The organism is Microcoleus sp. AT3-D2 (genome assembly GCF_036705715.1).
Lineage (GTDB): Bacteria > Cyanobacteriota > Cyanobacteriia > Cyanobacteriales > Microcoleaceae > Microcoleus.
In genome coordinates, this window is the sequence record NZ_JAUBVE010000034.1 from 19,171 (window position 1) to 33,378 (window position 14,208).

Annotated in this window: 9 protein-coding genes; 5 read left to right on the top strand and 4 right to left on the bottom strand. The window is 46.2% G+C overall.

Features of this window, described 5'->3' with window-relative positions:
* Window positions 1-24: 24 nt before the first annotated feature.
* Both QUB44_RS15875 and QUB44_RS15880 read right to left on the bottom strand, forming a co-directional pair.
* Window positions 25-825, bottom strand: a complete 801-nt coding sequence (locus QUB44_RS15875) for a circadian clock KaiB family protein (RefSeq protein ID WP_333369123.1) — start codon at window positions 823-825, stop codon at window positions 25-27.
* Between the two features lie 68 nt (window positions 826-893).
* On the bottom strand, window positions 894-2,171 hold the full coding sequence (locus tag QUB44_RS15880; protein WP_333369125.1) for a type IV pilus twitching motility protein PilT: 1,278 nt from the start codon (window positions 2,169-2,171) through the stop codon (window positions 894-896).
* Window positions 2,172-2,476: 305 nt separating this feature from the next.
* On the opposite strand from QUB44_RS15880, the gene QUB44_RS15885 reads away from it, so the two are divergent.
* The 3 genes from QUB44_RS15885 to QUB44_RS15895 all read left to right on the top strand — a co-directional run bounded on the left by QUB44_RS15885 (window position 2,477) and on the right by QUB44_RS15895 (window position 8,513).
* Window positions 2,477-3,874, top strand: a complete 1,398-nt coding sequence (locus tag QUB44_RS15885; protein WP_333369127.1) for an amidase — start codon at window positions 2,477-2,479, stop codon at window positions 3,872-3,874.
* A gap of 361 nt (window positions 3,875-4,235) precedes the next feature.
* On the top strand, window positions 4,236-6,239 hold the full coding sequence (locus QUB44_RS15890) for a cation:proton antiporter domain-containing protein (RefSeq protein ID WP_333369129.1): 2,004 nt from the start codon (window positions 4,236-4,238) through the stop codon (window positions 6,237-6,239).
* A gap of 615 nt (window positions 6,240-6,854) precedes the next feature.
* Window positions 6,855-8,513 carry an alpha/beta hydrolase gene (locus tag QUB44_RS15895; protein WP_333369131.1) on the top strand — a complete coding sequence of 553 codons (1,659 nt, stop codon included), beginning with the start codon at window positions 6,855-6,857 and terminating at the stop codon, window positions 8,511-8,513.
* A gap of 1,015 nt (window positions 8,514-9,528) precedes the next feature.
* On the opposite strand, the gene ilvC is transcribed toward QUB44_RS15895, so the two are convergent.
* Window positions 9,529-10,578, bottom strand: a complete 1,050-nt coding sequence (gene ilvC, locus QUB44_RS15900; protein ID WP_333369133.1) for a ketol-acid reductoisomerase — start codon at window positions 10,576-10,578, stop codon at window positions 9,529-9,531.
* A 178-nt stretch (window positions 10,579-10,756) separates the two neighbouring features.
* Between ilvC and gloA2 the strand changes: the two genes are divergently transcribed.
* Both gloA2 and QUB44_RS15910 read left to right on the top strand, forming a co-directional pair.
* Window positions 10,757-11,143, top strand: a complete 387-nt coding sequence (gloA2, locus tag QUB44_RS15905; RefSeq protein WP_333369135.1) for an SMU1112c/YaeR family gloxylase I-like metalloprotein — start codon at window positions 10,757-10,759, stop codon at window positions 11,141-11,143.
* A gap of 110 nt (window positions 11,144-11,253) precedes the next feature.
* Window positions 11,254-12,546 carry an endonuclease/exonuclease/phosphatase family protein gene (locus QUB44_RS15910; RefSeq protein ID WP_333369137.1) on the top strand — a complete coding sequence of 431 codons (1,293 nt, stop codon included), beginning with the start codon at window positions 11,254-11,256 and terminating at the stop codon, window positions 12,544-12,546.
* Here QUB44_RS15910 and QUB44_RS15915 read toward each other — a convergent pair.
* Complete coding sequence (locus QUB44_RS15915; RefSeq protein ID WP_333369139.1) at window positions 12,513-14,195, bottom strand: dynamin family protein; 1,683 nt, start codon at window positions 14,193-14,195, stop codon at window positions 12,513-12,515. The genes QUB44_RS15910 and QUB44_RS15915 overlap by 34 nt on opposite strands.
* Between the last annotated feature and the right edge of the window lie 13 nt (window positions 14,196-14,208).

Sequence of the window (14,208 nt, forward strand, 5' to 3'; positions counted from 1 at the left end):
AATCGCAAAAATCCTCGCCCCAATCTAAAATTCCGAATAGCTCAGCAGCCGCACTATTTTTTCATCATCGTTCAGTTCCCCGACAATTCGTCGCACGGGTTTCGGCCAGATTTTAATCAAAGTAGGAGTTGCTGAAATCTGATCTGCCTCAGCTTGGTCTGGATGTTTCAAAACATCAATTACTTTTAAAGTGTAGGGACGATCGAGGCATTTCTCTAAGAACTGGTGTAAAGTTTCGAGGGTGCGTTCGGTGCTGGGGTTGCTGCCGGAAACAAACAGACGCAAAACGTACCCTTGAGTTTGTGGCGGTGGGGTGAGTGCTGTTGGTTTGGGAAGCCGAGTCTGCTGCGATTGCGGAAAGCCCAAGGGAGTTACTGTCGAACTGCTCCAGTCCGATCGAGCTTCGGGGCTGGCATACTGTACAACTAAGTCGTGATTTTGCCAAAGTTCGGGGAATTGTTCGTGATAAGTAGCAATCGCCATCGGTTCGCACATTTCTTCGCTCCGGGGATGCCACACTAAGTCGCCAGTCCCAAAAATGGCGTTCAGCAGGGTTTGATGTCGCAGCACGGGGGGGTAAGCCTCGGCAGCAAGCCGCACCTGCCGATCACCTGGATCGAGCCAGCAGTCAACGGTTGCCGTGTAGCAAGGTATCAGAAAATGCGGCGGTTCCGACAAACCGAGGATCTCCTGTAGAGCTACGCACAACTGCAAATGCCACCGAGTTTGCTTGTGGGGGTCTATGCAATAGATTAAGTCTCCCCCTGGTGTAAACAGCGCAATGCCTTTGAAAATTTCTGGCAAAATCGGGCGATCGACTTTCAATTCAGTACACCAATAAAAGTTAACAGTTAACAGTTAACTTTTAACTGCTAACTGTTAACACTCGACCTTTAGACTCGACCTCGGAGCATCTGAGCCATTTCGTTCGGGAACGGCGAGTTCTCTACACAAAGTTCTTCCGTAATCCGACCTTCTTGATAAAGGCCGTAGAGCGACTTATTCATCGTCGTCATGCCTTCATAAGTATCTTTGATCATGATTTGATTAATTTCCTCATTCTGCCCCTTCAGAATGTATTCCTTAACCACGTCGGTATTGATCATAACGTCGTGGAAAGCAGCCCGCTTTCCGTCTGTGGTTTTGCACAGCAGTTGAGCAATAATCGCCACTAGGGATTCGGAAATTGAAACCCGTATGGCATCCTGTTCTTCCGCCCCGAACATATCAAGAATCCGGTTCAGGGTTTTAATCGCACTGTTGGTGTGCAGAGTTCCTGCAACTAAGTGACCTGTCTGAGAGGCTTTGAGGGCGATTTCCACCGTCTCTCTGTCCCGAATTTCTCCTACTAGCATCATGTCCGGGTCTTGCCGCAGAGCGCCTTTGAGAGCGTTCATAAACTTGAGGGTGTGCCTGCCGACTTCCCGGTGCTTGATCAAGGATTTTTTGCTCTCGTGTACGAATTCTACCGGGTCTTCGATCGTGATGATGTTGTAGGCTTTAGTCTTGTTGATGTAGTCGATCATCGCTGCCAAGGTGGTAGACTTGCCCGAACCAGTCGGCCCCGTCACCAAAATCAGCCCTTTGTGGTAGCCGCATATTTTCTTAAAGACCTCCGGCAGCTTCAATTCCTCCAATGTCATTATTTTGGCAGGAATTAACCGCAGCACCATCGCCGGCCCGGCTAAGGAGTCCATGCAACTGATCCGAATCCGGACGAACCCGAAGTCGAAAGCGCCGTCAAAGTCTAGGGTTTTTTGGAAAATTTCAATTTCTTCATCGCTCATGCACTCCCGCAACCAGCCAAAAAACGTATCTAAATCCGTCGGTGGATAGCCGATGTCGGCAATCTCGCCCCGCGTGCGGAAGCGCGGGAATTCGTTTACTCCGAGGTGAAGGTCGGATACTCCTTCTTCTTTGGCTCGCAAAACTAGCTCTTTCAAAGTCGGAGAGCCACCGCTGCTTGCGATCGGGTTTTTAGGTGTGGCGAAGGATTGGGGCCCGGCTGCAGGCGGCGCGGCTGCAGGCGGCGCGGCTGCAGGCGGTGGCGGTGCTGGCGGCATTCCTGCTGCTCTGGGGGGCATCCCTGGAGCTGGAGGGCGGGGCATTCCTGGCGGTGGGGGAACTCCGGGTACGGGCGGGCGAGGAGCTGGCGGATGCTGTTGTGTCATATGCGCTACCTTAAGTTGGTGAGAAGGCTGACTCGAACAGATGATTTGTGGGAGTTGAACAATGCCGATCGCCATTGTGCGTCTCTTGCACAAGAGCTTAACTGTTGTTCTCAGTCTATCCCAAGAGGGGGTCGTAGTGCTGCACTACTAAGGAACTATTATGCCAATTGGAGGATGCTATCACTCTCGATATATGATCAAATATGGATTTTTGACTTTTTCGGATAAATTTCTTAAGGAAAAGAGTTGGCCGCAACTCAACAGTATTAAATTATACTTTGCCCAACTATTAAGGAGTTAAACGGATGAATTCTGTCGATCGGGCTTTTACTCCAGCTCTGGAGTTGGCGGAGTCGATTCGCGCCCTAGAAGTGTCGCCTTTAGAAATTGTCAATCTGTATTTGGAACGGATCGATCGATTAAACCCTGAGCTTGGCAGTTATTTTACAGTAACAGCCGATCGGGCGATCGCCCTGGCTAAATCCCAAACCGAACAACTAGCTGGGTTAAACAAGTCACAGGAATTGCCACCTTTTTTCGGAGTGCCGATCGCCATTAAAGACTTGACACCAGTTACCGGCGTTCCCTGTACCTACGGCGCTCAGGCTTTGCTGGGTAACATCTCTGCCTACGACGAGTCAGTAGTATGGCGGATCAAAGCAGCGGGATTTAACATTCTGGGCAAAACAGCAACCTCTCAAATTGGCTCATTGCCTTACACCGAACCCGAAGGTTTCCCGCCCGCGCGCAATCCCTGGAATTTAGACTATACGCCGGGAGGTTCCAGCGGCGGCTCAGCGGCGGCTGTAGCAGCGGGTTTGTGCGCGATCGCCCAAGGTTCAGACGGCGGCGGTTCGATTCGAGGCCCAGCTTCCTGCTGCGGTTTAGTGGGCATTAAACCGTCGCGGGGGCGAGTTTCCTGGGCACCTGTTGGAGATTACCTCAGCGGCATTTCTGTTAACGGCCCACTGGCGCGCACTGTAGCTGACGCCGCCGCACTTTTGGACGTGATGTCAGGCTACACAACAGGCGATCCGTACTGGCTACCCGATTCAAATCCGACGTTTCTAGAGGCTTCCCGTCAAAAGTCGGGCCAACTGCGAATTGCGTTTTCTACGACTATTTCCCCTGTGGGCGAGGCTGCGGCTATCTGTCAGCAAGCGGTACTCGAAACCGTAAAATTATTGACTGATTTGGGTCACGATATCGAACCTGGATGCCCGGATTTTACGGGTTTAATCGAACCGTTTACCGCAATTTGGCAGTCAGGGGCGGCTGCAAGCGGCATTCCAGGCCCTGCTTTGGAACCGATGAATCGCTGGCTGTTGGAAAGAACTGTTTCGGCTGGGGAATATTTGCGGGCGGTGAATCAAATGCAGGTTATTTCACGGCGGATTGTGGGATTCTTTGAAAAATTTGATGTATTAGTTTTGCCGACTTATATGCACTCGCCAATCCGGGTTGGGGAGTGGGCCGATTTGAGTTTTGAAGAAACTTTGCAGCGGATCATTAATTGGGTTGCTCCTTGTCCGCCGTTTAATGCTAGCGGTTTGCCTGCGATCGCACTTCCTGCTATTTTAGATAACAACGGTTTGCCCGTGGGAATTCAAATTATCGGGCGGCCGGCTGCGGAAGCAACTTTAATTGCTTTAGCGGCGCAGATGGAAGCGGCGAAACCTTTCCCGGTTTTAGATTTTAAATAGACAATAGCCAGGGATAAAAGCACGTTTCCATTTTTTATGGGTAAGCTGTTCATCATTTAAATTTTCGAGGCTATCTAAGCAAGCATTGGGTTTCAACCTCTAAAACACGCATTTTAAATGCACAACAGCTTATGCCAAATCAGGACTTGTGCGCGGGGAACTATAAACCAGGTTTTTTGCATAATTTTCTAGTCATCCAACCCATATTTTACCAATAAACCGAGTTACTCCCGCCCAGTCCTACTTATTACCAATTACGCTGTAATTTATTGAGAATACCTCTTTAGATTGATAGATATTTTGGTTATTTTCTTTTAAAACTGGTAGCAGTTCGCGGCCAATCTCTAAGGTAAAAAAAATTATGTTAACTTCCGGGCCGATTACCGCTCCCGTTCCCGTTTTCCTGGTTCTTTTAGCAATCATGCTAATCGCCCCACTGGTATTTGAGCGCTTGCGACTACCGGGAATAGTGGGTTTAATTATTGCTGGCGTAATTGTCGGGCCCAACGGTCTCAATTTGCTGCAACGGGACGCTACTATTGTTTTGCTAGGTACTGTAGGATTGCTGTTTTTGATGTTCCTAGCGGGACTGGAAACTAGCCTTGACGACCTTAAACTGAATGCGGACAAAGCTGTCATATTTGGGCTAGCTACTTTTGCGCTACCGATGATATTGGGGACAGGAGCTATGCTGCTGTTGGGATATAGCTGGTTGGCTGCAATTTTAGTCGCTTCTTGTTTTGCTACGCACACGCTTTTAGCGCTGCCAATTCTCAGCAAATTGGGATTGATGCGAACTCAGACTATAACTGCGACTTTGGGGGGGACTTTAATTACGAATGTGTTGGGACTGTTGGTGCTGGCAATTGTTGTCAAAGCTGACCAAGGAAATCTCACTCTCAATTTTTGGCTGGTTCTCATTCCCTCTCTTGCTATCTACACTTTTGCTACTTTGTGGGGCGTTCCCAAAATCGGTCGGTGGTTTTTTAAGAAATTCGGACACGACGAAAATGCCGAGTTTATATTTGTATTGGCGACCCTATTTCTAGTTTCTTACGCAGCAGAACTAATTGAAATTGAGGCAATTATTGGTGCATTTTTATCGGGAATTGCCATTACTCAAATTATTCCCAAAATGAGTCCCCTGATGAATCGGATTGAGTTTATTGGCAATACCCTGTTTGTGCCGTTTTTTCTAATTTCTGTGGGGATGTTAATTGACCCGCTAATTTTGGTAAATCAGCCGCAGTCTTTGTTGGTGGCGGCGGTGATGATTTTAGCAGAGGTGGCGAGCAAGTTTTTGGCAGCTTGGATACCGGGGAAATTATTTCGTTTTGAGTTTCCCAGCATTATGGTAATGTTCGGTCTTTCTGTTTCTCAAGCTGCTTCTACTTTGGCTGCGATTACGGTTGCTTTTGACATTAAATTGGTCGATACTGAAACGGTGAACGGCATCATTGCCATGATTTTAGTAACTTGTGTCGCTTCTCCTTGGATTGTATCTCGGTGGGGTCAAGAAATGCAGCAGCCGGGGTCGAGTTTGCCGGCTGCTACTTCGGGAAAGCATTCATGGGGAGAGCGAGTTTTAGTGCCTGTGGCTAATCCGAATACGGAAGATAATTTGCTGCGTTTGGCTTTGATTTTAGCAAAAACATCTCACGGAACTTTGTTGCCACTGCATATTTTGTCCGATCGCGGGGAAGCAATTTCACCGGCAGATAAAATGCAGCAAACTCAACTTTTGACGGCTGCGGAAACTGTGGCTAATGCTGCTGCTTGTGCGGTTGAACCGATCGCGAGGATAGATGATGCGATCGATCGCGGAATTCTGCGGAGTGCAACCGAACGAGAGGCTAGTTTAATAGTTTGCGGCTGGAAGGGATTTTCCACGACTCGCGAGAATTTTTTTGGCAGCATCATTGACAATGTGGTAAGGCGAGCGCCCGTACCCGTACTGATTGCTCGATTTCCCGATCCTCTCCAGAATACAGCCAGAATTATTTTGGCGGTAACTGACAGCGAGTTGAGTCGGTTTGGATTTCAGGAAACCGTGGATATTGCTAAGAGTTTGGCCGAGGAACTTAAGGCGAATTTGCAAGTGTTGTTGGTGACGGCACAACGGGAAAAAAGCGAGAAAAGTGCGGCGGAGTTGGCAATTCTTTCTGAGATACCAGTAAATCGGGTGCGGGGAAATTTTATCAAGCTAGTTTCGCAGAATTTGTTAGAACACGATTTGCTGATTTTAACAACAATTTCTCAGCAACAGAATATGTGGGACAAACCGGGAACTCTCAAAGAACCGGAAGCGATCGCCCGGACTCACCCAAATATTTCGATGCTTGTTGTTTATTTTCCTGTATCTTGAGGAATATTTTAACCGCAGATGATGTTATGAATCTGCATTCATCTGCAGTTAATATTTTAGGACTAAAGCCAACTGGCACATTAAACAAAGGTATGTATAGCCTTTCTCAGTAACATGAGGTGCTCACGCGGGCATAGGGCATAGGGCATATGGCATAGGGTTCGCCCCTCTACCTCACAAAGCTTGAGAACGGCTATAGTTGCACTTGTGCGCTTTTTCCTAACAAAGAGCGCACAAGTGCAACTATATACCTAAAATTTAAGCCCTATTTGTGACAATTGTGTAAGTCCTATATTTAATCCTAATTCAACGGAATTGCTAGGAAAAATTCCGCACCTTTGCGCGGATTGGAAATATACTAGATGGCTCTTTTTACTCGCGAAGTTTGTATTTTTGGGGCTGCCGATTAAAAAATCCTTCAACTCATCATCATTAGCACCCGCATAAGAAGTGCACTTAGGTACGGAATGTAAGCTCGGCAAGTAAATATGCGTAGAGGCCTTGACGATCGCACTCCGATGCAGCCAATTTCTCGGCATCTAGAACAATATCTCGGTATCTGGGAGAATTTTGAGAATATGGTGATCTACCCCCCTCTAGTTCAATAAAGTAAAAATGAGCATTAGACCAAATTTCAGATGGTTTTCTTCAGTGGCGAGTGTTTTGGGTTCGATTTCGATCGGCCCTTTGAGCGGCGCGACATCCTCTGTAAAAGCAGCAGAAACGGTTGTTGTCCGCAAAGGTATTTTAGAATCGTCAATATCGGTTGCGGATTTGCGTGAACTCGCAGAAACAGGAAAAGTCCCCGCCAAACTGCAAGCTTATGCCAATCTCCTGTCTGAGGAACAGCGGAGTAAAATTTTTCGGGCGCTGCAAGCAAAAATTCCCCTAAATGTAGTCGGCCTGAGCAACTTGCTAAATACGGGCATCGGCACTGGCATCCTGACGGATTTGACTACTGTGATACCCAGGCGCGACGGTGGGGGTGTGGAAGCGCTGCGAGCCGCTCTGGTGCAGGGAGCAAACGCGCCGGAAGGCTTATCGGTACTGAGTTTCATTGAATCTTATCCCAGCTCGCGGGTCGTGGTGGATCTCGATCGAGCTTTCGCAGTTTTGGGAAATATGAACGCTAGTTTTTGGCAAACTCAGCGCTTTATGGCGGCGATCGCACCTCAGTTAGCACCAGTTAAACCCGCGTTTAACCTGCCTTTCGATCCCACCCAGCCAGGCCCTAATTCGGTGCAGGTACGGGCGCTAGATTTGAACGATAGCGCCCGCAATCGACATATTCCGGTTGATGTGTACTGGTCGAGAGCTGCAACAGCCGACAAACCGGCGATCGTCTTTTCTCACGGGTTGGGTTCCGTCCGCACGGATTTGCGCTACTTAGCCGAGCATTTGGCGTCTCACGGTTATGTGGTAGCAGCTTTAGAACATCCGGGCAGCAACGAGACTAACACCAATGCTGCGATGGCGGGGAAGTCTCCCTTGTTAGCTCCTCAAGAGTTTTTAGACCGTCCCAAAGACATCAGTTTTGTACTCGACGAACTGACCAAATTGAACCAAACTGATGATAATTTGCAGGGGAAAATCGCGATCGACCGATCGGTAATAATTGGCTATTCCTTCGGCGGCGCTACAGCCTTGTCCTTGGCCGGCGCCGAACTGCAATTGAGCGGACTCAAACAGCGGTGTCAGGGGGATTTGATTGGGTTCAGCTTAGGCGAAGGCATTCAGTGCGCGGCGGCCGGATTGCCCGAAGAACGTTATCAATTGCGGGATGGGAGGATTAAAAGGGCGATCGCCATGAATCCGATCACATCATTATTATTTGGAGAAACGGGTTTAAGTGCAATTCAAATTCCCACCTTAATAGTAGCATCTTCTGCTGACAAAACAACTCCCGCCTTAGCAGAACAAATTGCCGGATTCCCAAAGATTCCCTCTCCTAAATGGCTAGTCGGTTTTGTAGGAGGAACGCACTTAAGCGTCAAAGATCCCAGTACAACTTTAGACCAATTTCGCAGGCCAAGCACAGGAATTACCGGAGATGAAGTTGTGGGCGACCAAGCTGTTAGCATACGCAATTATATTAAAGCTGTAAGTTTGGCTACCGCCGCTCAACTGACTGCTGAATCTGACAAATATGCAGTCTTTCTAACACCAGAATACGCGCAATTTGCTTCCACATCGGCAATCCCGGTGCGGCTAGTAACAGAAATTTCTCCAGAAATTAATGCAGTAGTGCAAACTTTTATTCAGGGGAATAAGTAGTGATTAGTCCTTAGTCCTTAAGTAGGTAAGCGCCCAAAAACCCTAGTATTTTGTAGAGTTTTCGACCGAACACATAATTATGTAGGGTTCGCAGTGCGAACCTTACCACTATTAGTCATTAGCTAATAATCTGATGTCCGCTCGAACACCTATAATAAAGGTGTTTGTAGTGAGAGTTCGAGGGGACATGATATTGCGACTAGCAGTTTTTCCTTGTGTAGGTGGCGCCCCTTAGCCCCCAGAGGTGTATTTTCTTCTTAAGCTGTTTCTCAATACTCCGGACAGTTTTTGGAACGATACTACAAGCCTTACAGGGCAAGCATCATAAAAAAGTCGAATTAAATGCAAGTCAGCGGTAGAGGTGACATTGATTTAATTATCCACGCTCGCCTCAAAGTCAAGCGAGAATAAGCCATTGGGCCCTAGAAAAAGTGTCCGGACTATTGTTTCTGATATATTTTGTTCGTGCAAGGGCAAAATATAACAAAGCGCTTTCACAAACTCTACTCCCAAACTGCCATGCCTAAAAAAAATCTTATCCCGCTGTTGCTTCTGTTTATAGCGCTGTTTACCCTTTACGGTGACACTTTAACTTTTCTCCCCAAACCTGTAAGAGATACTAGCGTGGCCAGTCGAAAGTTCTTCGTCGGGTTGTGGCCAGATTGGTTGAGGCCGAGAGATTTCAACGAGCAAAGGCAACAGGATATTGAGAAATTGCAAAAAAGTCCTAGCCCGAAACGATAGTTTTGAGCTACCAGCGAGAAACCCGGTTTCTTTAATAAAACCTAGCCATTTTCTTGTAGGTTGGGTTAAGCGAAGCCCAACCAAACATGACGATTTGAGATTGTAGATTTGAGATTTTTCCTTCAATCTCAAATCGATTAAACGTGAGATTTTAGATTTTCCTCAAACCAGTAAGGTGTGCAATGCACACCCTACAGATAGAGGTTATGCGTCCAGACTGTTTTAGATTGGTCTTCCCATCTAAAATCTAAAATCTAAAATCTAAAATTGATTAGGCGTGCTTTTTCAACCAGCTAAACATAGCTCGCAAATCTTTACCAACTTCTTCAATAGGATGTTCTGCTTCCTGACGGCGCATGGAGGTAAAGCCTGGTTTGCCTGCTTGGTTTTCCAGAACGAATTCGCGGGCAAATTGACCGGATTGAATTTCGCTGAGAATTTTACGCATTTCGGCGCGGGTTTGATCCGTGACGATGCGGGGGCCGCGAGTTAAATCGCCGTATTCTGCGGTATTGGAGATGCTGTCGCGCATTTTGGCGAGGCCTCCTTCTACTACTAAGTCAACGATAAGTTTAACTTCGTGCAAACATTCAAAATAAGCTAATTCCGGTTGGTATCCGGCGTCAACTAAAGTTTCAAATCCAGCTTTAATTAAGGCGCTCAAACCGCCGCACAAAACTACTTGTTCGCCAAAAAGATCCGTTTCTGTTTCTTCGCGGAAAGTGGTTTCAAGGATGCCGGCTCTGGTGCCACCGATACCTTTAGCATAAGCCATTGCCCGATCGCGCGCTTGACCGGAAGCATCTTGATATACTGCAAACAAACTCGGAACACCTTCCCCTTGTTCGTAAGTCCGTCGCACTAAGTGTCCGGGGCCTTTGGGGGCAACCATTACTACGTCTACATTGGCAGGGGGAACAACTTGGCCGAAGTGAATGTTAAAACCGTGAGCAAATGCTAAAACATTTCCTTCAGAAAGGTTCGGTTCGATTTGTTCTTTGTAAATAGTTTTTTGAACTTCATCGGGCAATAAAATCATGATGAAGTCAGCAGCGGCGGCTGCTTTGTCTACCGGGTGAACTGTTAAACCCGCGTCGGTTGCTTTGGCTGCAGATTTGCTACCGGGATACAAACCGACAACGACATTCATGCCGCTGTCTTTGAGGTTGAGGGCGTGGGCGTGTCCTTGGGAACCGTAGCCGATGATAGCAATCGTTTTGTTGGCTAAGAGGTCTAGGTTCGCGTCGGTGTCGTAATACATACGGGCCATAATGCTTGTCTCCGAAGATGCAAATTGGGTGATTGAGTGCAAAACTCTCATTTTATCAAAGTAAGGTACTTTTTTTACAGATTTTTTTTTATTAAGATTTGAACGGGGGAAAATAAAGGGATCTCGCGCTGAATTTAGCAGGGTTGGTGGCGGAGTCTGCGATCGTCAAATATAATTGTCAATAGCGTGCTGTGCATTTGCCAAAACGCCACTAACTAACTTTTTTAAGATGAAAATAAAAGCAATACATCATGTGGCGATTATTTGCTCGGATTACGAAGCATCGAAGAAATTTTATGTAGAAGTATTGGGATGTTCAATTATCAAAGAAACTTTCCGAACCGAGAGGAATTCTTACAAATTAGATTTGCGAGTCGGAAACGGCGACACCATTGAGCTTTTTTCATTTCCGCATCCTCCTCAAAGAGTTAACAATCCTGAAGCCTGCGGTTTGAGACATTTAGCTTTTGCAGTTGAGGACATGGAAGCATCAGTTGCTTATTTAAAATCCCAACAAGTAGAAGTAGAAGAAATTCGCCTTGACGAGATCACCGAAAAACGATTTACATTTTTCAGAGATCCCGACAACTTACCATTAGAACTTTATGAAAATTAAGGAGTATCTCTATTGTGTCAAGCCGTTATTAAGTCAACCAGTCCGTAGTGCTGACTATACAAACTGCATTATTCATTCCCAATCTAAAATCTAAAATCTAAAATTGCATAATGGACTCTCTCATCAGAAACACAATCACGATCGGATTGCCGGCTTTAATGCTATTTATAGCCATATTAGCTACAGGGAAAACAGGTGACGCAGCCGTTTGGTCGGGTTTAGTCAAAGTCGGCGGTTCCTTTGGTATGCTGATCGGTTTAGGTGTGTTGGTATTTGTCGGATTTGTTGCCAATTATTTTAGTTATTTTGTGGTAGATAGCTTGCTGGTGAGATTTTATCAAAAGCGGCGAGTGTTGGGACAGGAAGAACAACTGGTAAGAGAAATTGATAAATTGCCGATTACCAACGACCTCAAAATTAAGCTCAAATGGGCGGTGATGCACAGCAGCAACTACAAAATCATTAACTTGAAGCACGTAATTTCAAAATGGTTTATTATCGCAGTAACTGTAAATGCCGTATTTTCAATAGTCGGTTATTTGGGAGAATTCAACATTTTTTTGGAATTGACTTCTCATTTTAAACTACAATATCTGCTGGTTGGTTTCTCTACTTTTATATTCTTCGCTCTGGTGCGCTCAAAAAAAATATGGTTGCTGGTGAGCGCATTTTGCATTATCATTAACTTGGCGGAAATTGTTCCTTGGTATTTTCCAGCGCCAGCAGTTGCCGGAGCAACTCCCGGACACAACTTGCGGATTTTGCATTCAAATGTTTTAAGGGCTAATCGGCGATATTCTGAGGTGATATCGCTGGTTAAAGCAGAACAACCTGATATCGCGGTTTTTGTGGAAGTCAACTCATCTTGGGCAAAACAGTTATCGGTTTTAAGCGAGATTTTTCCTTACTCTTCCAAGCAGCAAGAATCTGAGAGATTTGGCAGTGCAATATACAGCAAGCTGCCTTTAGAAAATTCTTCGGTTAAAGCCTTTTCAAATCAAAGAAAGAGCTTGTCGGCGGATGTTAAATTTCAAGGTAAAATCATTTCTCTGATTCTTGCTCATCCGACTGTGCCGATCAAACAGGAGAGTTTTATCGATCGCAATAAACAGCTAGCAGGCATCGGCGAGTATGCAGCCCAAATCAAAAATCCGCTGATTGTGGTTGGGGATTTAAATACCACAATGTGGTCGCCTTTCTACAAAAATATGGTAAAAACCGGAAATTTGCGAAATGCGCGATCGGGCTTTGGCATTTTACCGACTTGGCCGACTTTTATGCCGCTGGCTTATATTCCGATCGATCACTTTCTAGTCAGCAAAGAAATTGGTGTGTTGAAGATTCGTACTGGCCGCAATGTCGGTTCGGATCATTTGCCGTTAATTACAGATTTGGTTATTTGAAGGCAGGATTCGATATTTTCTAACAAATTATTGATTAACTGTATTTGGTATTGCTGAATATTTGTCTGTAGTGGCTCTTTACTGTCTTGAAAACAGATAACTTTTCCGGCGATTTCCTTGTAGTGTTGCAGCATGGAAAAAGTATCGGTGCTGAAGCGAGCGAGATAGTTTTTAGCAGCCTCGCTGCAAATTTCCGTTACTTGATTTAGATAAGCTTCTGACGATTCAGGCGGCTTTTCATACCCAGTTCTTTTATTCAAAATATAGCTAGCACCGCCGACTACTGCGGCTCCCACAGGCCCGCCCAACAGCCAACCTAAGCCAGTGGCGATCGCCACTGGAGTCACTTCGCTGTCGATCGACTTTTGAGCTGGAGGTGGTGGCGGTTCCGGTAAACTGACTTGCGGGGATGGAGGAAACGAAATCAAAAGTGCGATCGGCTGTTCTTTATCAAAGAATTCGCAAGCTTTATTTACCCATTCTGCGATGCTTTGCTGCTGATGTAAGACCTCTCGCTGAAATTTTAGCTTCCACGCATCAAAACTTCCTTCCTGGAGCGACACCGCCATTTCCGATTGATACCGCTGCAAAAGTGTGGGCTGGTAAAGCCAAATCTCGAAGTCAGAAACGCTGGATAAAAAGCCTTTTGATATCAGCTTTTCAGCTTTTTGTTTAATTTCAATTTTGTCTTTATGCTTTTTTTTAGCTGTGGCTATTTCTGCGGTTACACTTTCAGCTTTGGCTCGGAGAGATTGGCAAATTTTAGTAGCTATAGCTTCAATTCTGGGCAACTTAACTGCTAGTTGTTCCTGTTGAGCTGCCACAATACTTTGCAAAGCCGATTCAAACGTGGCAATTCCTGTAGTTTGGGCGGCCGCCACATCTCCTTTCAGCCTCGCCCTCAAAGCCGGCAAAGCATCAACGCGGTAGATATTGCTGATATTGTTCGGTAAGTTGGAGCGAAAACTTTCGGCAACAAACAACAAGCGATTGTAAACTTGTTTTTGGTCGTCTGGTTCGAGTAGATTGAGAAAATTGGCAACAAAGACGACAGTGTTAATGTGGCGATCGCTCAACCAATCTCTCAAGTTCTCCCGTTCGCCTAAAGTCATCAATTTGCGAGCATCTAAAACCTGCACAACTAAATCAGCCGTTAGCAATTTATCCCGAACCAAATAATCCTGTTCTTCGCGGTCATTGGTTCCCGGTAAATCCAGCAATTCCACACCTGTTTCCAGGAATGGATGGGGACAGTAAACATTCACGGCCGCCACATCATCCCGCATTTGTCTCGCGTCGTCAAGGATGGCGTAGCGTTTCAAAACATCAGTCCCCGGTTCGCTAATTTCCGTGCCGTCTTTCAGGGTAATTTTTGCGCGCAATTCCTCGCCGTAGTTGACATAAATGGCAGCACCTGTAGTGGGCACAAGGTCGATCGGCAAAGCACGATTTCCCAGCAAAGCATTCAGCAAAGTTGACTTGCCGTAATTAAACGGGCCAAAGACAGCAATTTGAAAAGTTGGTTTGGCAAGATAGTCGCAAATTGAGGTGGTATCTCGATACAGTTGGGAGTTTTTGTCAAGTTCGAGAATACCGAGTGCTGATTTGAGATAGTCGGTCAGGTCTTGATAAATTTCGGGTTGTTGCATATTGTTGTTTTAT

Coding starts and splice junctions, on each gene's coding strand:
- gloA2 (WP_333369135.1), top strand. CDS start 10,757: ATGAAAATAAAAGCAATACATCATGTGGCGATTATTTGCTCGGATTAC.
- QUB44_RS15895 (WP_333369131.1), top strand. CDS start 6,855: ATGAGCATTAGACCAAATTTCAGATGGTTTTCTTCAGTGGCGAGTGTT.
- QUB44_RS15915 (WP_333369139.1), bottom strand. CDS start 14,195: ATGCAACAACCCGAAATTTATCAAGACCTGACCGACTATCTCAAATCA.
- QUB44_RS15910 (WP_333369137.1), top strand. CDS start 11,254: ATGGACTCTCTCATCAGAAACACAATCACGATCGGATTGCCGGCTTTA.
- QUB44_RS15880 (WP_333369125.1), bottom strand. CDS start 2,171: ATGACACAACAGCATCCGCCAGCTCCTCGCCCGCCCGTACCCGGAGTT.
- ilvC (WP_333369133.1), bottom strand. CDS start 10,578: ATGAGAGTTTTGCACTCAATCACCCAATTTGCATCTTCGGAGACAAGC.
- QUB44_RS15885 (WP_333369127.1), top strand. CDS start 2,477: ATGAATTCTGTCGATCGGGCTTTTACTCCAGCTCTGGAGTTGGCGGAG.
- QUB44_RS15890 (WP_333369129.1), top strand. CDS start 4,236: ATGTTAACTTCCGGGCCGATTACCGCTCCCGTTCCCGTTTTCCTGGTT.